This window comes from Pectobacterium parvum (genome assembly GCF_020971565.1).
GTDB lineage: Bacteria > Pseudomonadota > Gammaproteobacteria > Enterobacterales > Enterobacteriaceae > Pectobacterium > Pectobacterium polare.
In genome coordinates this window covers 3,981,147-4,003,194 of the sequence record NZ_CP087392.1, presented here as the reverse complement: position 1 = coordinate 4,003,194, position 22,048 = coordinate 3,981,147, and the positions used below count along the sequence as shown (strand labels likewise).

Below are 22,048 nucleotides of genomic sequence, written 5' to 3'. Positions count from 1 at the left end.
TTAGCCTGCCGTATTATCGAAACGAAAAACGTCCTGACAGGCGGATTGCAGGCTCTCTGCGTTGCTATCCGTGGCACAGTTTTTCGTCCAGCGTGAAGATCCGATTTCGGTATCCCACGTTGGCGTCAGAATAACGCGCAGCCCTTGCAGAGTGGATTGGCCAGTCAGCGTAATTACTCCTTGAGTGACGCTAACGGCGCTAACATAGCGTGAAGATTTGCTACCCGGAATTCCCTGACTACCGGTATTGCAGGCCGTAAAAGCGGCATTTTCCAGACCACAGAGATCGACGGGCGTTTTATAAGACACCATCGTTTGAAGCATGTCCGTTAGCGCAGCTTTTTGCAGATAGCCTTGATAAGCCGGTACGCCAATAGCGCTGAGGATGGCGACGATCGCAATAACAATCATCAGCTCAATCAGCGTAAATCCTTGCTGTTTTATCATGTCGATTTCCCTGTTGTGGCACATAAATGAAAGGCTTCGGTGCAGAAATCCATACGGATGGCGGCAGCATAGAAAAGGGGGCGAAGGCTGACGAGCAGAGAAATATGAAACAGGAAAGCGCTACGACATGTTTTTAGAGACTTGCAGAGGATTGAAAATTTTTTGCGAACAGAGACGCAATTTTCACGCTGTCGGGACAGGAAGTCCGCGCAGGATTTACCGTGTGTGTCGTTACGATGGTGTACGAGAGGATGAGATGTCGAGAGGTGAACGAGGTGCGAAATGGCACCTCGCTGGTAGAAATAGAAGAGCGCTTAGATAAAGCGCATGGATAAATCCAGTGCCTGTACGTGCTTGGTTAACGCCCCCACGGAGATATAGTCCACGCCCGTTTCCGCGTAGCCACGCAGCGTGTCGAGGGTGACATTACCGGATATTTCCAGCAATGCGCGGCCTTGTGTGGTGTTAACGGCTTCCCGGATATTGTCCAGACTGAAATTATCCAGCATGACGATATCTGCGCCCGCTTCCAGCGCCTGCTGTAATTCATCCAGTGATTCGACCTCAACTTCTACCGGAACATCGCTGCGTAAAGACTGTGCTTTTTCTACCGCATTTTTGATTGAGCCTGCGGCGATGATGTGGTTTTCCTTGATCAGGAAAGCGTCGGATAAACCGAGTCGGTGGTTGTCTCCGCCACCGCATGATACGGCGTATTTCAGCGCGGTTCTCAGCCCCGGCAGCGTCTTGCGCGTATCCAGCAGTCGAGTACGCGTTCCCTGCAATACGGCAACATAACGGCTGACTTCGGTTGCGACGCCGGACAGCGTTTGCAGGAAATTCAGCGCAGTACGTTCGCCTGTCAGGAGCTGTTTGGCTGGCCCCGTGATGTCACACAGCGTTTGGTTGGGCGTGATAGCGTCGCCATCGGCAACGTGCCAGACGATCGTGGTCGTGTTGCCTAATTGAGAAAAGACTTCCTCAAGCCAGCGCGTGCCGCAGAATATGCCTGCTTCACGCGTGATAATGCGTGCGCTGACGGTCTCGTTGTCGGGGAGCAGAAGCGCGGTAATGTCTTGATTAGCATCGACGATGCCACCTAAATCTTCACGCAAGGCCAGTTGCACGCTGGCGGGGATATCTTGTGCAATACGAGCGAGCAAGGCTTGTTGGCGTTGTTCCTGACTGTAGCGACGCGTTGACATGACAAAACTCCGAAGGGGGATTCGGAGGTCTATGCTACCTTGTTTATATCAGGACATCCAGAATGAATAATTATTACAATTCAAACTGTTACTGTTATTAATCTTCCGGCGAACATCCGTGGTCGCCGGAAAGGGGAGGCGATTTTAGAAGTTGTAACCAACGACCAGATAGTAGCCCCAGCCGGTAGATTTCACTTCAAACGGGCCTTTGCCGAAATTGAGTTCTGCGCCATCAGCCCATTGGCCGCCGTTGTGGAAATAACGAGCGACGAAAGAGTAGTGCCAGTGGTCGTAGCCCAGCGCCAGAATATGGCTGGAGGCAATGGAATTGTTGGTGCGGCTTGAATTCGATTTATCACGCAGTTCTGAGCCAAAATCGAAATTGGTGAAGCTGATGTACGAGACGTTGCCGCCCAACATTGAGCCCAGTGGGTAAGAGTATTTCACTTTTACACGGTAGCCGTCCCACTCGTTTTCGTTAGCGGCGCCGTAGTTCTGCCATTGGTATTTGGCATAGCCGTTCAGTGAGAGGGACAGATCGGTGCCGGTATCAATATCGGTACCTAAGCCCATGTACCAGGTGCTTTGGCGTGAACCGCTGTTGCGACCCTGATCGTAAATAACGTTATTGGCGATGTACCACTCTTTAAACGGACCAAAGCTCAGGTCAGCTCCCGTCAGTTTATCAATTGAGAAGCGTGGTTCGATCTCGACAAACAGCGGAGAGCCTTTGTCCCAAATGCCACGGCTGTCGGGATCGCCACCAAAAAACTTAGGCGCATCGGCGTAACCGTAGAAATCGAACCAGTCTTTACGCGCAAATGCTTCGTATTCCAGGTAAGTCGTGCTGTTCAGTTGCGGCCCGAAACGGGTGTGGGCGCTACCGACGACGTTAATGCTCTGGTGCCACCAGTCGGACAGATATTCGGCTTTATTGCTGTCGGCAAGAACAGGCATTGAGCATGACAGTGCGAGCAACGCGCCTGCGGCGAAAGTTTTTTTCATGTTAAGTACCATAGTGTTAGACGTCATGTGCGTCGTACGTAAGACCGCAAAATAAGTTTTGGTAATATCTAAAAAAATCAGAAGATAATTTTGTCATGCATTTTAAGTAAAAATAGACGCAATGCACGAAAACGATTGCCTTTTATTATGCTATTACATTTGTAATGTGATTTTAATCACATAATGGTGTTAGGAATTTCACCTTACTAAAAAAGTATCGGGATTGCATTCAGGCAGGAAAGCGACGGGAATATCACAAAACGAACGGTAAAACCTATTGATACCCAGTTGAATAGATAGCACGGCGTGAAACATGGTATCTTGGATACAAGGACCTTTTGGCTACAATTGTTTTTACTCCGGAAATTGATTTTTCGCCTGATTCAGCCGGCAAACGATACGATGCGAGGTTATCGCCGATGCTTTTGGAAAATGGCTGGTTATCCGACATTACACACACGCCTTCACCGCATTATGATGGTCGCCCGAATGATGAGGTGCCTTCCCTACTGGTGATCCACAATATCAGTCTGCCGCCCGGCGAGTTTGGTGGTCCGTATATTGATCAATTGTTTACGGCGACGTTGGATCCCACTGCGCATCCTTATTTCGCCGACATTTCCCATTTACGCGTCGCGGCACACTGCCTGATTCGCCGCGATGGGCAAATCACACAGTATGTGCCTTTCGATCGGCGCGCCTGGCATGCCGGTGTGTCGGTGTTTGAAGGCCGGGAACGCTGTAATGATTTCTCTATTGGCATTGAGCTGGAAGGGACGGATACGCTGCCTTTTACCGCGCAGCAGTATCACTCGCTGGTGGCGATTACACGCCTATTGATGCGGGCCTATCCTATTACGCCGTCGCGCATTACCGGACACAGCGACATTGCGCCGGGCCGTAAAACCGACCCCGGACCGGCATTTGACTGGGACGGCTATCATCGTCTGCTACAAGAAAACTGGACAGAGAACAAAGGGAGTCTGGATTAATGACGCTGTTTACACTGTTGCTTACGCTGGCATGGGAACGCTTGTTCAAACAGGGCGAGCACTGGCAGATCGATCATCGGCTTGAGGTCGTGTTCCGGCACGTACCAGCTCCGTCTTTATTGCAAACGCTGTTCCTGACGCTCTGCTGCATGGGCATCGTGGCGGGCCTGCTGTGGCTCACGAGCGGTATTCTATTCGGCCTGATTTCTCTTTTGCTGTGGATTATCATCAGCTTGATGTGCATTGGTGCGGGTGAAATCCGTCAGCACTATCGGCGCTATTTGCAGGCTGCACAGCGCGGTGAGGCGGATGCCCGCCGGGAAATGGCGGCTGAACTGGCGCTGATTCACGGTCTGCCCGTTGGCACGGGAGAAGAAGAGCAACTGAAAGAGCTGCAAAATGCGCTGCTGTGGATAAATTTCCGGTTTTATTTAGCACCACTGTTCTGGTTTATCGTTGCCGGACCCTACGGGCCGATTGCTCTGATGGGGTACGCGTTTTTACGCGCCAGACAGACCTGGCTTGCCCGCCACCACACCCCGCTGGAGCGCGCGCAGTCTGGTGTCGATAGTTTACTGCATTGGCTTGACTGGATTCCTGCCCGCTTGGTCGGTGCCGCTTACGCACTGCTGGGGCACGGCGAGAAAGCGCTGCCTGCCTGGTTCGCCTCGCTGGGGGATTCTCGCAGTTCACAGTATTGGGTGTTGACTCAACTGGCCCAATTCTCTCTGGCGCGTGAATCCCACGTTGAGCCTGTGGAGACGCCCAAAGCCGCCGTCACGCTAGCGAAAAAAGTGACGCTAGCATTAGTGGTCGTCGTCGCGCTCCTGACGATATACGGTGCGCTGGTTTGATTTCTACATGTACGTCCCAACGGACGTCCCAGCGCACCCATTTCTCGCTTATTACCTGTCTGCGGGTGGTTCGCCGAACACGGGCATACCGTCACGATCCCAGATGAAGGTTTTAATCCGCGTATGGCGATTCGGGTCATACAGCGGATCGCCTTCTATCTCCGTGTAGTTGCGGGCATGGTAAACCAGAACGTCTTCGCCCGTTTCTGTTTGAGTAAAGCTGTTATGGCCCGGCCCAAATTGCCGGTTTTCCCGGCTGGTGGTAAAGACTGGTTGCTGCAATTTATGCCAGCTTGTCGGGTTCAACAGATCGCTGCCTGCATTCGCCCACAGTAAGCCGATACAGTAATTTTCATCGGTGGCGCTGGCGGAATAGGTGATGAAGAGACGTTCGCCGTGCTTAATGACCGCGGGCCCTTCGTTGACTTTAAAACCAATCACTTCCCACGGCAGTTCCGGCTTGCTCAACATGACCGGCGTGCCTTTCAACGTCCACGGATTTTCCATTTCCGCCAGATACAGATTCGAATTACCTGAAATAGCGGGATCTTTTTGCGCCCACAGATAGTAGCGTTTGCCTTTGTGTTCAAAGTGGGTGGCATCCAGCGAGAAGGTATCGAATTGCGTATAAATCCGGCCTCTTTCGACCCAGTTGCCTTTTAGCGGGTTGCTGTCTGCACATTCCAACGCAAACATGCGGTGCTGGAATAAGCCGTCTTTGATGTCTTCCGTCGGTGCGGCGGCGAAATAGACATACCATTTGCCATTAATCACATGCAGTTCCGGTGCCCAAATCAGCGCACTTAACGGGCCGCGCTCATGCTTGCGCCAGATCGTTACCGGGGTCGCGTGGGCAAGAGCTTCCAGCGAACTGGCCCGGCGAATTTCGAGCCGATTGTATTCAGGTACCGAGGCAATAAAATAGTACTGTCCATCCGTGTGGCGAAGAATGAAAGGATCTGCCCGTTGTTCAATCAGTGGGTTAGGCCATTGATGTGGGTTCATCATTCTCTCCTCCTCTTTTGACGTTGGGTGATTGGCTGTCGCGGCTCTCGCTCAGTTCCCGATAGTTATTACGGCGTTTTTCCAGATCGATTTGTATTTGCTGCATGAGCTGGCGATCGACCTTCAGCAAACGCACAACGCCTGCGGTAATCAAATAGCCTACGCCGGGAATAAGGGTGAACAACATAATGATGCCGTTCATGGCTTCGGCATTTTGCTGTGGGGCATTGGCATCATAACCATAGTAGGACAGCAGGAAGCCGACCATCGCACCCGCAATCGCCAGCCCGACTTTCAGGAAGAACAGATTGCCGGAGAAGCTGATCCCAGTGATTCGCTTGCCGGTTTTCCACTCGCCGTAGTCATCCACATCGGCCATCAGCGACCAGTGAAGCGGGGACGGGATCTGGTGCAGAATGTTCAGCAGGAAGTACATCACCAGAATAAAGCTGGTCAGGTGAGGGTTGAAAAAATAGAAGGCGCTGGAGAAGATCGCCAGTGCGATGTTGACCCAGAAAAACACTTTCAGCTTGCAAAAACGGTCGGTCAGGGGCTTCGCCAATGCGCTGCCGAACATCATGCCGACCACGCCGAGACTAATAAACAGGCTGGCGAATGAGACGGACTTTTCCATCACCCAAGTGACGTAGTACATCGTGGCCGCCATGCGAATAAATCCAGGGCAGACGTTGCACAGGGTTAACAGCAGAATGCGCGGCCATTGGTCGTTTTTCCAGACGTCTCGCAAGTCTGCTTTTAGCGCATCGTTGGTGGGGATGGCGGGCTTAATTCGCTCCTGAACGGTGGCAAAGCAAAACAGAAACATGAATAAGGCAATGATCGCCATTACGCCCATCGACATTTGGGAGCCGCGCGCTTTGTCCTCGCCGCCGAACCACTCTGCCATAGGCAGCAGCGTTGAAGAGAGAATGAGTGTGGCGATACCGACCATAATGAAGCGGTATGACTGACAAGAAACCCGCTCATGTGGGTCTGCGGTGATCACGCCGCCAAGTGAGCAGTAGGGGATGTTGATAGCGGTGTACGTCATCGACATCAGAAAATAGGTGACGAAAGCGTAGATGACTTTGCCGTTGTAGCTCCAGTCCGGTGTGGTAAACATGAGGACGCTGAACAGAACGTAGGGCACGCAGACCCAAAGCAGATAAGGCCGAAAACGACCCCAGCGGCTTTGGGTGCGATCGGCTATCGCGCCCATAATCGGGTCCGTGACGGCATCGATGACGCGAATGGAGAGTAGCAGGGTGCCGACCAAGGCAGGCGAGAGCCCATAGATATCGGTGTAGAAATAGCTCAGAAATAGCATGATGGCCCCGCCAATCATGTTGCATCCTGCGTCACCCATTCCGTAGCCAATCTTTTCTTTAACGGACAGTGCGTTGTTCTTCATGAATACGACTCCTGTGCTTAACGTGTAAGCACGATTATTCCCCTCGATAGGGATAAAAGAGCGTATGAAATCGGTTGCAAAAATGGACAAACGGGTCGGGTGGAGCAAAGTGTGATGGAGGCTGCAAATATGAAAATGGCCGACAGAGTCGGCCGTGAAAAAGGATGTGGTGAACGCTGAGGTTTACGTCGCCAGATTTTTCTTTTTGATAAAGTAGCCCACGCCCAGAATAACCAGCCATACCGGAATCAGCATGACGGAAATCTGAATGCCCGGCGTCAGGAACATGATGACCAATATACCCGCCAGGAACAGCAGACAGATGTAGTTACCCAGCGGATAAAGCAGCGCTTTAAACTTGGTCACCGTACCTTCTTTGTCCTTCTGTGAACGGAACTTCAGATGTGCCAGACTGATCATCGCCCAGTTAATCACAAGAGCAGACACAACCAGCGCCATCAATAGCTCGAACGCTTTGCCGGGAATGAGGTAGTTGATCAGCACGCACAGCGCCGTTGCCAGCGCGGAGATACCGATAGCAACAACCGGAACGCCACGAGCATCGACAGTTTTCAGTACTTTCGGTCCGTTACCCTGTTTCGCCAGACCGAACAGCATGCGGCTGTTGCAATACACACAGCTGTTGTAAACAGACAGCGCAGCGGTCAGTACCACGATGTTCAGCACCGTTGCTACGACGTTGCTATTCAGTTCATGGAAGATCATGACGAACGGACTACCGCCTTCCACAACCTTGTCCCACGGGTACAGTGACAGCAGGATAGCGAGTGAGCCGATGTAGAAAATCAGGATGCGGTAGATAACCTGATTGGTGGCGCGTGGAATGCTTTTCTCTGGGTCATCCGCTTCTGCCGCGGTAATCCCCACCAGTTCCAGCCCGCCAAATGAGAACATGATCACGGCCATCGCCATCACCAGACCGAGCACGCCGTTCGGGAAGAACCCGCCCTGCGCCCACAGGTTGGTTACGGTTGCTTCTGGCCCGCCCGTACCGCTGAGCAGCAGCCAGCCGCCGAAGACGATCATGCCAATAATCGCGACGACTTTGATGATGGCAAACCAGAATTCCATCTCACCATAGACTTTGACGTTCGCCAGATTGATGGCGTTAATCAGCAGGAAGAAGACGGCGGCGGATACCCAGGTCGGAATATCTGGCCACCAGTACTGGACGTAAATCCCCACGGCACTGAGCTCGGCCATAGCGACCAGCACATACAGCACCCAGTAGTTCCATCCCGATGCAAAGCCCGCGAAATCGCCCCAGTATTTATAAGCAAAGTGGCTGAACGATCCGGCTACCGGCTCTTCAACCACCATCTCGCCCAGTTGACGCATAATGAGAAACGCGATCAGGCCGCCAATTGCATAGCCTAACAGGACCGATGGCCCGGCCATTTTGATTGTCTGCGCAATACCAAGAAAGAGGCCAGTACCTACCGCGCCACCCAAGGCAATCAACTGAATATGACGGTTTTTCAAACCACGCTTTAGCGTGCCGTCCGTTTGTTGATTATCCATCAAATTTAACCCTCTGCCAGTGCAAGTAAAAAACACGGTGTGAACGAACACGCGTATTAGTGACTGTACGTTTGTGTAATTTTATTTTTACGGGTGGTGTTTCTTTAAATAATGAAACCGCTACCGTTTGCCAGAGAATAGTGGTAAGTGCGCAAGATTGCACTGATTTCTTATAGTCTGATAATTAAAAACTATCGCTACATCAAAATTTTCACCCTTCTTTATTAAGAGCCTGATGACAAGAAAATCGAGAGAGGTTTTTTAGGATGGGAGTGGGCTGTTACCTCTTTAGGCTTACTCCCTTTTATTATCTCTTTATCCCTGCTGTAAAAAGCGTGCTTACCACAATGTGGCGTTGCGGAGGATTATGCTTTTCTTTTGAGAATAAAAATTCTTATTTTTTGAATTAAAATTCACTACTTTCGTATTTAAACGGTTCAGCAATGCCTGCTTTTCGTTTCAAAAAAGTTAAAATATAGACAGAGGGGATTAATGGTAATACCACAGGCGGGCTAGCACTTTGCCGCATGTTTCTCGTGCATTTGTTAAAATCTGGTGGGATTGGTGATTTAGCTCAAGGTCCTTATGGACAGAAGGTGAATACTTTGTTACTTTAGCGTCACGTTTTTGAAATTGGTATTACCAATTGACTCCGCGCCATTCGCAGAGAAGAATTCATTATGGCATACAGCAAGATCCGTCAGCCCAAACTGTCAGATGTGATTGAACAGCAGCTGGAGTTTCTGATTCTTGAGGGAACCTTGCGCCCCGGCGAGAAGCTCCCACCGGAGCGCGAACTGGCAAAACAGTTCGATGTTTCCCGCCCTTCTCTGAGAGAAGCCATTCAACGCCTGGAAGCCAAAGGTCTCCTTTTGCGCCGTCAGGGTGGTGGTACCTTCGTTCAAGCCAATCTATGGCAAAGCGTCAGCGATCCGCTGGCAGAATTACTGAGCACACATCCCGAATCACAGTTCGATCTTCTGGAAACGCGTCATGCGCTGGAAGGCATTGCTGCCTACTATGCTGCGTTGCGTGGCACAGAGTCGGATCTGCAACGTATCCGGGATTGTCATGCCGTGATTGAGAAGGCGAGGGAAGCGGGCGATCTGGACGCCGAATCAGAAGCCGTTATGCAGTATCAGGTTGCTGTAACAGAAGCCACGCATAATGTGGTGTTGCTGCATTTGGTGCGCTGTATGGGGCCGCTGCTCGAACAGAACGTGAGGCAGAATTTTGAATTGCTTTATTTGAGCCGTGAAGTGCTGGCTCAGGTTAGCATTCATCGCGCCAGCATTTTTGAGGCGATTGTTGCCCGTGAGCCGGAAAAGGCGCGCGAAGCATCACACCGTCATCTGGCGTTTATTGAGGAAGTATTGCTGGATCTTAACCGGGAACATAGTCGGCGCGAGAGATCGCTGCGTCGGCTCCAGCAACGCAGGGATTGAGCATCCGTAATTTGGGGCTCTGAATGCGGTAATGACGACGATGAGCCTGTCTTCATGCGTTTTGCTTAGGATGAAACCTAACTCAGAATGCAGGAAGACAGGCTCCATAAACTAACTGATTAGAGAAGATAAGGAATAACCATGTCAGATCGTTTAAATAATGACGTGGATCCGATCGAAACCCGCGACTGGCTGCAGGCGATCGAATCGGTCATCCGTGAAGAGGGTGTTGAACGCGCCCAGTTCCTGATTGATCAGGTTCTGAGTGAAGCACGTAAAGGCGGTGTCAGCGTTGCTGCTGGTACAGCTGCACGTCAATACATCAACACCATCGCAGTGGAAGACGAGCCGGAATACCCTGGTAATCTGGATCTGGAACGTCGTATTCGCTCAGCAATCCGCTGGAACGCGATCATGACAGTACTGCGTGCTTCTAAAAAGGATCTGGATCTGGGCGGCCACATGGCTTCTTTCCAGTCTTCCGCCACTTTCTATGAAGTGTGCTTTAACCACTTCTTCCGTGCTCGCACTGCGCAGGACGGCGGCGACCTGGTCTACTTCCAGGGCCACATTTCTCCGGGCGTTTACGCTCGTGCCTTCCTTGAAGGCCGCCTGACTGAAGACCAAATGAACAACTTCCGTCAGGAAGTTCACGGTAACGGTCTGTCTTCTTATCCACACCCTAAACTGATGCCGGACTTCTGGCAGTTCCCGACTGTATCTATGGGACTGGGCCCGATTGGCGCCATCTACCAGGCTAAATTCCTGAAATATCTGGAAAACCGTGGTCTGAAAGATACCTCTAAGCAAACCGTTTATGCCTTCCTGGGCGACGGTGAAATGGACGAACCAGAATCCAAAGGTGCGATCACTATCGCGACCCGTGAAAAACTGGACAACCTGGTGTTCGTCATCAACTGTAACCTGCAACGTCTGGATGGTCCGGTTACCGGTAATGGTAAGATCATCAACGAGCTGGAAGGTATCTTCAGCGGCGCTGGCTGGGATGTGATCAAAGTCATGTGGGGCGACCGTTGGGACGAACTGCTGCGTAAAGACACCAGCGGTAAACTGATCCAACTGATGGAAGAAACCGTCGACGGCGACTACCAGACCTTCAAATCCAAAAACGGTGCCTATGTGCGTGAGCACTTCTTCGGTAAATACCCGGAGACGGCAGAACTGGTTAAAGACTGGACCGACGATCAAATTTGGGCACTGAACCGTGGTGGTCACGATCCGAAGAAAGTCTACGCTGCACTGAAAAAAGCGCAGGACACCAAAGGCAAACCAACCGTTATTCTGGCGCATACCATTAAAGGTTATGGTATGGGCGACGCGGCTGAAGGTAAGAACATCGCGCACCAGGTTAAGAAAGTTAACATGGATGGCGTGCGTTACTTCCGCGACCGCTTCAACGTGCCAGTGTCTGATGCCGACATCGAAAAACTGCCGTACATCACTTTCGATAAAGAGTCTGAAGAGTACAAGTACCTGCACGAGCGTCGTCAGGCGCTGGGTGGCTACCTGCCTTCTCGTCAGCCTAACTTCAGCGAAAAACTGGAACTGCCAACGCTGGAAGATTTCCGCACTTTGCTGGAAGAGCAGAATAAAGAAATCTCTACCACTATCGCGTTTGTACGTGCACTGAACGTGATGCTGAAGAACCAATCTATCAAAGATCGTTTGGTTCCAATCATCGCTGACGAAGCGCGTACCTTCGGTATGGAAGGTCTGTTCCGCCAGATCGGTATTTATAGCCCGAAAGGCCAGCAGTACACTCCGCAGGACCGTGAGCAGGTTGCTTACTACAAAGAAGACCAGAAAGGTCAGATTCTGCAGGAAGGTATCAACGAGCTGGGCGCAGGTTCTTCTTGGCTGGCGGCGGCAACGTCTTACAGCACCAACAACCTGCCGATGATCCCGTTCTACATCTACTACTCCATGTTCGGTTTCCAACGTATCGGCGACCTGTGCTGGGCAGCGGGTGACCAACAGGCTCGTGGCTTCCTGATCGGTGGTACTTCAGGTCGTACGACGCTGAACGGCGAAGGCCTGCAGCACGAAGATGGTCACAGCCACATTCAGTCTCTGACTATCCCGAACTGTATTTCCTACGATCCGGCATTTGCCTACGAAGTTGCTGTCATCATGCATGACGGTCTGCACCGCATGTACGGTGAAGCGCAGGAAAACATTTACTACTACATCACCACGCTGAACGAAAACTACCACATGCCTGCGATGCCGCAGGGTGCGGAAGAAGGTATCCGTAAGGGTATCTACAAGCTGGAAACGGTTGAAGGTAGCAAAGGTAAAGTTCAACTGCTGGGTTCAGGTTCTATCCTGCGTCACGTACGTGAAGCGGCTCAGATTCTGGCGACAGACTACGGTATCGGTTCTGACGTATTCAGCGTGACTTCCTTCACTGAACTGGCACGCGAAGGCCAGGATTGTGAGCGTTGGAACATGCTGCATCCGACCGAAACGCCGCGCGTACCTTACGTGGCTCAGGTACTGAGCGATGCGCCAGCGGTTGCATCTACTGACTACATGAAGCTGTTTGCTGAGCAAATCCGTAACTTCATCCCAGCGAGCGATTATCGCGTACTGGGTACTGACGGTTTCGGTCGTTCTGACAGCCGTGAGAACCTGCGTCACCACTTCGAAGTGGATGCGTCTTACGTCGTGGTTGCGGCTCTGGGTGAACTGGCTAAACGCGGTGAAATCGATAAGAAAGTGGTTGCTGATGCCATCACTAAATTCAACATCGATGCAGATAAAGTCAACCCGCGTCTGGCATAAGAGGTAAAGATTACATGGCTATCGAAATCAACGTACCGGACATCGGTGCAGATGAAGTTGAAGTCACCGAAGTGCTGGTGAAGGTTGGCGACAAAGTTGAAGCTGATCAGTCGCTGATCACGGTTGAAGGTGATAAGGCTTCTATGGAAGTCCCTTCTCCGCAGGCTGGTGTCGTGAAAGAGATTAAAGTCTCTGTCGGTGACAAAGTTGAAACTGGCAAACTGATCATGATTTTCGATTCCGCCGACGGTGCAGCTGACGCTGCACCTGCTAAGGCAGAAGAGAAGAAAGAAGCCGCTCCGGCTGCTGCACCAGCAGCATCTGCGACGAAAGACGTCAGCGTGCCGGATATCGGCGGTGACGAAGTTGAAGTGACCGAAGTACTGGTTAAAGTGGGCGACACTGTTGCTGCTGAACAATCTCTGATCACCGTAGAAGGCGACAAAGCGTCTATGGAAGTCCCGGCACCTTTCGCAGGTACGGTTAAAGAGATCAAAATCAGCACCGGCGATAAAGTCTCTACCGGTTCTCTGATCATGGTATTCGAAGTCGCGGGTGCAGCACCTGCTGCCGCTCCGGCACAAGCCGCTGCTCCTGCAGCAGCTGCGCCAGCGGCCTCTGCGGCGAAAGAAGTCAACGTACCGGATATCGGTGGTGACGAAGTTGAAGTGACTGAAGTGATGGTTAAAGTTGGCGATAAAGTCGCGGCTGAGCAATCACTGATCACCGTTGAAGGCGACAAAGCTTCAATGGAAGTTCCTGCACCATTCGCGGGTACGGTTAAAGAAATCAAAATCAGCACCGGCGACAAAGTGAAAACCGGTTCACTGATCATGGTCTTCGAAGTGGAAGGCGCTGCACCTGCGGCGGCTCCAGCTGCCAAGCAAGAAGCGGCGGCTGCACCAGCTCCAGCGGCAAAACCTGCTGCTGCACCGGCTGCGAAAGCAGAAGGCAAGAGCGAGTTCGCTGAGAATGATGCTTACATTCACGCAACGCCGGTTATCCGTCGTCTGGCACGTGAATTCGGCGTGAATCTGGCGAAAGTGAAGGGTTCTGGTCGTAAAGGCCGTATCCTGCGCGAAGACGTTCAGGCTTATGTGAAAGATGCAGTGAAACGCGCTGAGTCTGCACCAGCGGCTGCCGCTGGCGGCGGTCTGCCGGGCATGCTGCCATGGCCGAAAGTTGATTTCAGCAAGTTTGGTGAAGTGGAAGAAGTGGAACTGGGCCGCATTCAGAAAATCTCTGGTGCTAACCTGAGCCGTAACTGGGTGATGATCCCGCACGTTACGCACTTCGACAAAACGGATATCACCGATCTGGAAGCGTTCCGTAAACAGCAGAACGCCGAAGCTGAGAAGCGCAGACTGGATGTGAAATTCACCCCAGTTGTCTTCATCATGAAAGCCGTTGCCGCTGCTCTTGAGCAGATGCCACGCTTCAACAGTTCCCTGTCTGAAGACGCGCAACGTCTGACGCTGAAGAAATACATCAACATCGGTGTTGCGGTTGATACCCCGAATGGTCTGGTGGTTCCGGTGTTCAAAGACGTGAACAAGAAGAGCATCACTGAGCTGTCTCGCGAACTGATGGCGATCTCCAAGAAAGCCCGTGATGGTAAGCTGACCGCAGGCGAAATGCAGGGCGGATGCTTCACGATCTCCAGCCTGGGCGGCATCGGGACTACGCACTTTGCGCCGATCGTCAACGCGCCGGAAGTCGCTATTCTTGGTGTGTCTAAGTCCGCGATGGAACCGGTCTGGAATGGTAAAGAGTTCACTCCGCGTCTGATGATGCCGATGTCTCTGTCCTTCGACCACCGTGTCATTGACGGTGCTGATGGTGCTCGCTTCATTACCATCATTAACAATACGTTGTCTGACATCCGCCGTCTGGTGATGTAATCGAAAAGCCGGCCTGACGGCCGGCTTTTTTCTGATAAGCTGTTACTTGTTACAGCTGTCAGTGATCAAGGACAAATCGTTAGTCGCTTGTTGTTTCAAAATTGTTAACGATTTTGTAAACTACAGCGGCAAAGACACGTCCCGGTGGAAGAGGGCGTTATTAAAAATGCACCCTATGGATTTCGGGTGGTAGGAAGGCGGCAAGGGGCTGAATCTCCGGGAGCTTACTCAAGTAAGTGACTGGAGTGAAGACACGATGCTAACGCACCTGCCACTTGAAAGACGACGGGTGTGACGTCACAGACCCGCCGGAAAACAATTAAGAGGTCATGATGAGTACTGAAATTAAAGCTCAGGTAGTGGTACTTGGTGCCGGCCCCGCGGGTTACTCTGCTGCATTCCGCGCGGCGGATTTGGGTCTGGAAACCGTACTGGTAGAGCGCTACTCCACGTTGGGTGGGGTGTGTCTGAATGTGGGTTGTATCCCTTCCAAAGCCCTGCTGCACGTTGCTAAAGTCATTGAAGAAGCAAAAGCACTGGCGGAGCACGGTATCGTGTTCGGTGAACCTAAAACCGACATTGATAAAATCCGTCTGTGGAAAGAAAAAGTCATCACCCAACTGACCGGTGGTCTGGCTGGCATGGCGAAAGGCCGTAAAGTTAAAGTGGTTAACGGTCTGGGCAAATTCACAGGTGCCAACACGCTGGAAGTTGACGGCGAAAACGGCAAAACGACGATCAACTTCGATAACGCGATTATCGCGGCGGGTTCACGTCCAATCCAACTGCCTTTCATTCCTCATGATGACCCGCGCGTAGGGGATTCTACCGATGCGCTGGAGCTGAAAAGCGTCCCAGGACGTCTGCTGGTTATGGGCGGCGGTATCATCGGTCTGGAAATGGGTACCGTTTACCATGCTCTGGGTTCACAGATCGACGTTGTTGAAATGTTCGATCAGGTTATCCCGGCTGCTGACAAAGATGTCGTTAAGGTCTTCACCAAGCGTATCAGCAAGCAGTTCAACCTGATGCTGGAAACCAAAGTGACGGCAGTAGAAGCCAAAGAAGACGGCATCTATGTGACGATGGAAGGCAAAAAAGCGCCAGCCGAGCCACAGCGTTACGATGCGGTTCTGGTTGCTATCGGTCGTGTACCGAACGGCAAAAACCTGGATGCTGGCAAAGCGGGCGTGGAAGTTGACGATCGCGGCTTCATCCACGTTGATAAGCAAATGCGCACCAACGTGCCGCACATCTATGCTATCGGTGACATCGTCGGTCAGCCGATGCTGGCGCACAAAGGTGTGCATGAAGGCCACGTTGCTGCCGAAGTGATCTCCGGTAAGAAACACTACTTCGATCCGAAAGTGATTCCTTCTATCGCCTATACCGAACCGGAAGTGGCCTGGGTAGGTCTGACCGAGAAAGAAGCGAAAGAGAAAGGCATCAGCTACGAAACCGCGACCTTCCCATGGGCAGCGTCTGGCCGTGCTATCGCGTCTGACTGTGCTGACGGTATGACCAAACTGATTTTCGACAAAGAAACTCACCGTGTTATCGGTGGTGCGATTGTTGGGACTAACGGTGGTGAACTGTTAGGCGAAATCGGTCTGGCGATCGAGATGGGCTGTGATGCAGAAGATATCGCACTGACCATCCATGCGCACCCAACGCTGCATGAGTCCGTTGGTCTGGCGGCTGAAATCTTTGAAGGCAGCATCACCGACCTGCCGAACCCGAAAGCGAAGAAGAAGTAAGTTCGCTCAGGTTCGACTAGCGTGAATTCAATCCGGCACCTTTTATAGGTGCCGGATTTTTTTTACGTATCAGAGGCGGGAAATACTCGCGCGCAGAGGAAATCCACGAGTGCCCGTACTTTTGGTGACGGGTGTTTGCTGGCAGGCCACAACACATAGAAGACGCCGCTGCGCTCCACATAGTCGGTCAGGATCGGCTGTAGATGGCCGCTGGCCAGCGGTTCACGGATGGAGAAGTCTGGCAGGTAGGCGATCCCCAGCCCTTGCAGTGCGAAACAGAGGCGCGTTTCGATATTGTTGCAGACCATCGAAGTGGGTAATGGTAACTCTGGTTCGCCGGGGGGAAGTCGTAGCGCCCACGACTCCAGCTTGCCGCTGTTGGGAAAGCGGTAGTGCAGACAGGCGTGCTGCATCAGATCGACAGGTATCTGAGGGGTGCCACGCCGGGTAAGGTAGTCTGGCGCAGCGACTAGCAGAGAACGGAAGGCGCCCAGCCTCCGTGCGGTGAGGCGTGAGTCAACGGGGTCTCCTGTCCGTACCACAGCATCGAAACCTTCCTCAATGACATCCACCATTCGGTCGGTGAAGTCCAAATCCAGTTCGATCTCAGGGTAGTCACGCATGAATTCGCCGAGTATGGGCAACACCAATGAGCTGACCAACGGCAAACTTACCCGCAGGCGTCCGCGTGGTACGGCGCTGGTCTGCGACAGTTCCAGTTCTGCTGCTTCGATCTCAGCCAAAATTCGCCGGCTACGCGCCAGAAATAATGAGCCTTCGGCGGTTAATGTGATGCTGCGCGTACTGCGGTGAAATAGCCTCACGCCCAATTTTTCTTCAAGCCGAGCGATGCTTTTGCCTATCGCAGACGCTGACACGCCCAGCAGTCGGCCAGCGGCAATGAAACTGCGTGTTTCGGCCACCTGCACAAATACCGCCAGGCCATTCAGGCTATCCATATTCCCTCTCTATTGCGGACAATTTATTCCATATATTAAGGAACAGTAGCCTACTTTTTCTTTAATTGTCGATTTTCTATCGTAACGGGAACACTCATTGATAAAAGGAACACCCGTGATAACTCCCGTATTTTCTCTGGATGCCTCAACAGCCTCTCTCTCTGCACGAATTCAGGCCGTCGTTCAACAGGCGCTGATCGATGGGCGTTTGGTCGGTGCTGTCGTGCTGGTCGCGCGCAACGGAGAATTGATTCATCAGCAGGCCGCAGGATGGGCTGACCGGGAAAGCGCCCGCCCTATGGCGCTGGACGCCATCTTCCGGCTGGCTTCTGTCAGCAAGCCCATCGTGTCGGGTGCGGCACTGGTACTGGTGGCGCAAGGTCGGCTCGATCTGGATGAGGATATCACTCGCTGGATGCCGACGTTCCAGCTCCGGCTGGCCGACGGTAGCCCTGCTCGCGTTACCGCGAGGCAGTTGCTTAGCCACACCGCGGGTTTGGGCTACCGCTTTTTCGAGCCCCATGCAGACGGCCCCTATGCACAGGCGGGTATCTCAGACGGTATGGATGCCTCTGGTATCAGCCTGACTGAGAACCTGCGTCGTATCGCCAGCGTTCCCCTGCAATACGTGCCGGGTGAAGCCTGGGGTTATTCGCTGGCAACCGATGTCTTGGGAGCCTTGATCGAACGCATCCACGGTACGTCATTGAACGAGGCGGTTCGCCAACTGGTGACCGACCCGCTGGGCATGCACGATACCGACTTCGTTGTGCGCGACCCCTCGCGCCTGACTACTGCTTACGTGAACGACACCCCGCAGCCGCATCGCCTGACCGAAGGTGAAACGGTTTCTCCCTTTGAAGGGGCAATTGGCATTGCGTACAGCCCTGCTCGCATCTTTGATCCTCAGGCTTTTCCATCAGGTGGTGCTGGCATGGCAGGCACGGCCTGGGATCTGTTGCGCCTGCTGGAAGCCCTGCGTAAAGGGGGCGGCGTCCCGCTGCCTGACGCGCTGATCGAGGAGATGGGGCGCGATCAGACGCAGGGGCTGGAACTGCCCAATGCACCGGGCTGCGGTTTTGGCCTCGGCTTCTCGGTCTTACGCGATCCGCTGTTAGCCGAGTCGCCGGAATCATCAGGCACCTGGCGTTGGGGAGGTGCCTACGGTCATTCATGGTTTGTCGATCGAACACAAGGTTTGAGCGTAGTGGCTTTCACCAACACGATGTACGAAGGGATGTCGGGGCGTTTTGTCACCGACCTGCGTGATGCCGTGTATGGCGAGTTGGAGGCTGCGCAATGACTGCCTCACTGACCTATATACACCGTGACAGGCTGCCCGTTGCCTCATTGCTGGCATTAGCCACGGCAGCGTTCATCACTATCCTGACCGAAGCGCTGCCAGCGGGCTTGCTGCCGCAAATGGCGCAAGGTTTGGCGGTGTCCGAAGCCTGGGTCGGGCAAACCGTCACTATCTACGCCATGGGTTCCCTGATGGCAGCAATCCCGCTGACTGCCGCTACGCAAGGTGTGCGTCGCCGCCAGTTGCTGCTAGCAGCCATTGCAGGTTTCGCTGTCGCCAATATTATTACTGCATTTTCCGGTAGCTACGTGCTAACGATGGCGGCGCGTTTTCTAGCGGGTGTTTCCGCTGGGCTGCTGTGGGCGCTGCTGGCGGGCTATGCTGCCCGTATGGTGCCTGAACACCAGAAGGGACGAGCTATTGCGATAGCGATGGTCGGCACGCCATTAGCCTTGTCGCTCGGTGTACCCGCGGGGACTTTTCTTGGCAACGTGATCGGCTGGCGAATGTGTTTCGGGATGATGAGTGGTTTGGCAGTCGTGCTCATGTTGTGGGTACGTATTCAGGTGCCGGATTTCGCTGGGCAATCAACAGGCAAGAGGCTATCCATGGGGCAGGTGTTCACCATGGCAGGCGTGCGACCCGTGTTATGCGCAGTCTTGGCCTTTGTACTGGCGCATAACATTCTCTACACCTACATTGCATCGTTTCTCGCGGCGGTGGACATGGTTGCACAGACCGGTCTGGTACTGCTGGTATTCGGCGTCGCATCATTGGTGGGTATCTGGATCGTCGGCGTACTGATTGACCGTTATTTGCGCGCCCTGACGCTTGGCTGCTCAGCATTGTTCTGTCTGTCCGTACTGGCGCTTGGCGTGGCAGGTGATGTACTGGCCGTGGTCTATGCGGCAGTGGCTGTCTGGGGAGTCGCCTTCGGCGGTGCAGCGACGTTATTCCAGACGGCTCTTGTCAGAACGGCGAAAGGGGGGACCGACGTGGCGCAGTCTATGTTGGTTACCGCCTGGAACATGGCTATTGCAGGGGGCGGTATCATCGGCGGTGTTCTGCTGGAGCGCCTCGGCGTTGCCGCCTTCTCTCCGGTGCTGCTGGTGCTGTTATTGATTACGTTCGTTGTGGTGTGGTCTGCCAGACAGCATGGGTTCCCCACCGCACGACGGTAAGGTGCCGGATTTTTTGTCTGTGATTTTTCTAGCGCAATAAACTGTCTATTTATCATACATAGACGCCATGATTTCTTGCCTTGTTTTCGTGATTGATAATTACGCTGCTGTACTAATCTGGCGTGGATATGCCTGTATGCAATTTGTACAACGGGAGTAAGGGCATTCTTCACGTAATCAAGGAGAGAAAATGAAACGCTATTTATCAACGCCGCGAGCCGGCGTCATTGCTGTTACATTGCTTGCTACACTGATGGGCGGTGGGCAGGATGGGCTGATGACGTCGGCTTATGCGGCAGGAAAAAGTAAGCAAATTGAATTGCTGGATCGCGGACTGTTTGCATTCAAATCATCGAAACATGTTTTTTTAAGCTGGCGGCTTTTCGCTACTGACCCCGAAAACATTGCTTTTAATCTCTATCGAGATGGTCAACTCATCAATCCTTCCCCTCTGAGTACAACGACTAACTTTATCGATCCGGATGGTAAAGCCGATTCTATTTATGCGATACGTCCGGTCATTAAGGGCGTCGAAGGAAAAGAGGACGTCGCTAAATCAGTACTGAACGGCCAGCGTTATCAGTCTATTCCGTTAAAGAAACCTGCCGATGGGGTGACGCCAAAGGGTGACACCTATTCCTATGGTGTGAATGATGGATCGGTTGGCGATCTGGATGGCGATCGCGAATACGAGTATGTGATCAAGTGGGCACCGAGTAACTCAAAAGATAATGCGCACTCTGGCTACACTGGCAACGTTTATATTGATGCCTATAAGCAGGATGGAACGCGGCTGTGGCGCATTGATTTAGGAAGGAATATCCGATCTGGAGCACATTACAACGATTTCATCGTGTATGACCTGGATGGTGATGGCAAAGCGGAAGTGATGATGAAAACCGCCGATGGTACGGTGGATGGTACAGGAAAGGTTATCGGTAATAGTCAGGCGGATTACCGTAGTAACAACGGTTATATTCTCACTGGGCCTGAATACCTGACGGTATTTAATGGCCAAACCGGGAAAGCGATGGCGACAGTGGATTACCTCCCCGAACGTGGTGATGTGTGCGGCTGGGGTGACTGCTATGGTAATCGCGTTGACCGTTTTCTGGCGGGTGTCGCCTATCTTGATGGGGAACGCCCTAGTGCGGTATTTTCGCGTGGTTATTACCGACGCGCCGTGGTTGTCGCGTGGGACTGGCGTAATGGCAAGCTGACGAAACGCTGGACGTATGACAGCGGAACGGCTGGTGATGTGCTGAACACGGCGTATGGGCAAGGCGCACACCACCTTCGTACTGGCGATGCGGATGGCGATGGGAAAGACGACATTATCTTTGGCGCAGCAACGATCGGCAGCAACGGCAAGCTATTGAATTCCACTGGCTTGGGACATGGTGATGCGCTGCACTTTGGCGTGCTCGATCCTTCGCGTACCGGTAAGCAGGTCTTTATGGTGCATGAGTCCGCGAGCCAGTATGGTAATAACGCGATGGAGATGCACGATGCCGCCACGGGCAAGATCCTTTGGGGATATAGTAACGGTTCGGGTGGTGATAATGGGCGCGGCGTCTGTATGGATGTCGATCCCGCTCACTTAGGGGTGGAATGCTGGTCTTCGCAAGGCGGGTTGTTTAATACGAAAGGCGAGCGGATTTCCGATAAGAAACCATCGCAAATCAATTTTGCTATCTGGTGGGATGGCGATCTGCTGCGTGAGTCATGGGATCGCGCGACGATTGATAAATGGATACCGGCTAAAGAGAAAACCGAGCGGGTGTTCAGCGCTTATACCTACAATTCGGGGACGTGGATAAATGGGACGAAAGCGACACCCGTCCTGAGTGCCGATCTGTTTGGCGACTGGCGTGAAGAGTTCATTATTCCCAAGTCTGATAGTAGCGAACTACAGATTTTCAGCACGACGTCGGAAACCACATACCGTATGCCAACGTTGATGCACGACCCGGCCTATCGGACACAAGTCGCGGCTCAGAATGCGGGCTATAACCAGCCGCCGCATACCAGCTTCTATCTTGGTGAAGGAATGACGTTTCCGGTAAAATGGGAAAGTGTTTATACCGTACCTAAATAATGTTTTCTCGGCACGATGACGATCGTGCCGATTTTTCTTCCAACGTATCGGGTTATCTGGGGGTGTATCACGGATTAGTGCGAACTAAATGATTCCTGATTCTGCCCGGCTCAAGGTTAGCGAGGATAATGCTGTTGC

At 52.7% G+C, this 22,048-nt stretch carries 16 protein-coding genes; 9 read left to right on the top strand and 7 right to left on the bottom strand.

Features of this window, described 5'->3' with window-relative positions; all coding sequences use genetic code 11:
- The 3 genes from ppdD to LOZ86_RS18020 form a co-directional block, all read right to left on the bottom strand.
- Nucleotides 1-447: a prepilin peptidase-dependent pilin gene (ppdD, locus tag LOZ86_RS18030; protein ID WP_039483540.1), complete on the bottom strand. Its 447-nt coding sequence runs from the start codon at nucleotides 445-447 to the stop codon at nucleotides 1-3.
- Nucleotides 448-761: 314 nt separating this feature from the next.
- Nucleotides 762-1,652, bottom strand: coding sequence for a carboxylating nicotinate-nucleotide diphosphorylase (gene nadC, locus LOZ86_RS18025; protein WP_039483543.1), 891 nt, complete (start codon nucleotides 1,650-1,652; stop codon nucleotides 762-764).
- Between the two features lie 144 nt (nucleotides 1,653-1,796).
- Nucleotides 1,797-2,657: a nucleoside-specific channel-forming protein Tsx gene (locus LOZ86_RS18020; protein WP_039483546.1), complete on the bottom strand. Its 861-nt coding sequence runs from the start codon at nucleotides 2,655-2,657 to the stop codon at nucleotides 1,797-1,799.
- 419 nt (nucleotides 2,658-3,076) lie between these two features.
- Here LOZ86_RS18020 and ampD point away from each other — a divergent pair, with 419 nt between their 5' ends.
- Nucleotides 3,077-3,649 (top strand): 1,6-anhydro-N-acetylmuramyl-L-alanine amidase AmpD, encoded by a 573-nt coding sequence (ampD, locus tag LOZ86_RS18015; RefSeq protein WP_039483549.1) that lies wholly within the window; start codon nucleotides 3,077-3,079, stop codon nucleotides 3,647-3,649.
- Entirely contained in the window at nucleotides 3,649-4,503 is an 855-nt protein-coding gene (gene ampE, locus LOZ86_RS18010; protein ID WP_039483552.1) for a beta-lactamase regulator AmpE, read from the top strand. The genes ampD and ampE overlap by 1 nt, the downstream gene beginning before the upstream one ends.
- Nucleotides 4,504-4,554: 51 nt before the next feature.
- On the opposite strand, the gene LOZ86_RS18005 is transcribed toward ampE, so the two are convergent.
- The 3 genes from LOZ86_RS18005 to LOZ86_RS17995 form a co-directional block, all read right to left on the bottom strand.
- The gene (locus LOZ86_RS18005; RefSeq protein WP_181892610.1) at nucleotides 4,555-5,508 is read right to left on the bottom strand and encodes a glycoside hydrolase family 43 protein; all 954 of its coding nucleotides are present in this window, start codon (nucleotides 5,506-5,508) and stop codon (nucleotides 4,555-4,557) included.
- Nucleotides 5,486-6,919 (bottom strand): glycoside-pentoside-hexuronide (GPH):cation symporter, encoded by a 1,434-nt coding sequence (locus tag LOZ86_RS18000; protein ID WP_230242555.1) that lies wholly within the window; start codon nucleotides 6,917-6,919, stop codon nucleotides 5,486-5,488. The genes LOZ86_RS18005 and LOZ86_RS18000 overlap by 23 nt, the downstream gene beginning before the upstream one ends.
- 183 nt (nucleotides 6,920-7,102) lie before the next feature.
- Nucleotides 7,103-8,461 (bottom strand): amino acid permease, encoded by a 1,359-nt coding sequence (locus LOZ86_RS17995; RefSeq protein WP_039483555.1) that lies wholly within the window; start codon nucleotides 8,459-8,461, stop codon nucleotides 7,103-7,105.
- Between the two features lie 680 nt (nucleotides 8,462-9,141).
- On the opposite strand from LOZ86_RS17995, the gene pdhR reads away from it, so the two are divergent.
- The 4 genes from pdhR (at nucleotide 9,142) to lpdA (ending at nucleotide 16,369) form a co-directional block, all read left to right on the top strand.
- Nucleotides 9,142-9,906: a pyruvate dehydrogenase complex transcriptional repressor PdhR gene (gene pdhR / locus LOZ86_RS17990; RefSeq protein WP_039483559.1), complete on the top strand. Its 765-nt coding sequence runs from the start codon at nucleotides 9,142-9,144 to the stop codon at nucleotides 9,904-9,906.
- 141 nt (nucleotides 9,907-10,047) lie between these two features.
- Complete coding sequence (aceE, locus tag LOZ86_RS17985) at nucleotides 10,048-12,711, top strand: pyruvate dehydrogenase (acetyl-transferring), homodimeric type (protein WP_039483562.1); 2,664 nt, start codon at nucleotides 10,048-10,050, stop codon at nucleotides 12,709-12,711.
- A 14-nt stretch (nucleotides 12,712-12,725) separates the two neighbouring features.
- Nucleotides 12,726-14,612, top strand: a complete 1,887-nt coding sequence (gene aceF / locus LOZ86_RS17980; protein ID WP_039483563.1) for a pyruvate dehydrogenase complex dihydrolipoyllysine-residue acetyltransferase — start codon at nucleotides 12,726-12,728, stop codon at nucleotides 14,610-14,612.
- Between the two features lie 332 nt (nucleotides 14,613-14,944).
- The gene (gene lpdA / locus LOZ86_RS17975) at nucleotides 14,945-16,369 is read left to right on the top strand and encodes a dihydrolipoyl dehydrogenase (protein WP_230243173.1); all 1,425 of its coding nucleotides are present in this window, start codon (nucleotides 14,945-14,947) and stop codon (nucleotides 16,367-16,369) included.
- 62 nt (nucleotides 16,370-16,431) lie between these two features.
- Here the strand turns inward: lpdA and LOZ86_RS17970 are convergent, their stop codons facing one another.
- Nucleotides 16,432-17,328: a LysR family transcriptional regulator gene (locus tag LOZ86_RS17970; protein WP_230242546.1), complete on the bottom strand. Its 897-nt coding sequence runs from the start codon at nucleotides 17,326-17,328 to the stop codon at nucleotides 16,432-16,434.
- Between the two features lie 115 nt (nucleotides 17,329-17,443).
- Here LOZ86_RS17970 and LOZ86_RS17965 point away from each other — a divergent pair, with 115 nt between their 5' ends.
- From LOZ86_RS17965 to LOZ86_RS17955, 3 genes are all read left to right on the top strand, one after another.
- Nucleotides 17,444-18,631 (top strand): serine hydrolase domain-containing protein, encoded by a 1,188-nt coding sequence (locus tag LOZ86_RS17965; protein ID WP_230242544.1) that lies wholly within the window; start codon nucleotides 17,444-17,446, stop codon nucleotides 18,629-18,631.
- Complete coding sequence (locus LOZ86_RS17960) at nucleotides 18,628-19,812, top strand: MFS transporter (RefSeq protein ID WP_181892605.1); 1,185 nt, start codon at nucleotides 18,628-18,630, stop codon at nucleotides 19,810-19,812. Before LOZ86_RS17965 ends, LOZ86_RS17960 begins: the two co-directional genes overlap by 4 nt.
- Nucleotides 19,813-20,002: 190 nt before the next feature.
- Nucleotides 20,003-21,910 carry a rhamnogalacturonan lyase gene (locus LOZ86_RS17955; protein ID WP_039483568.1) on the top strand — a complete coding sequence of 636 codons (1,908 nt, stop codon included), beginning with the start codon at nucleotides 20,003-20,005 and terminating at the stop codon, nucleotides 21,908-21,910.
- The last annotated feature ends 138 nt before the right edge of the window (nucleotides 21,911-22,048 follow it).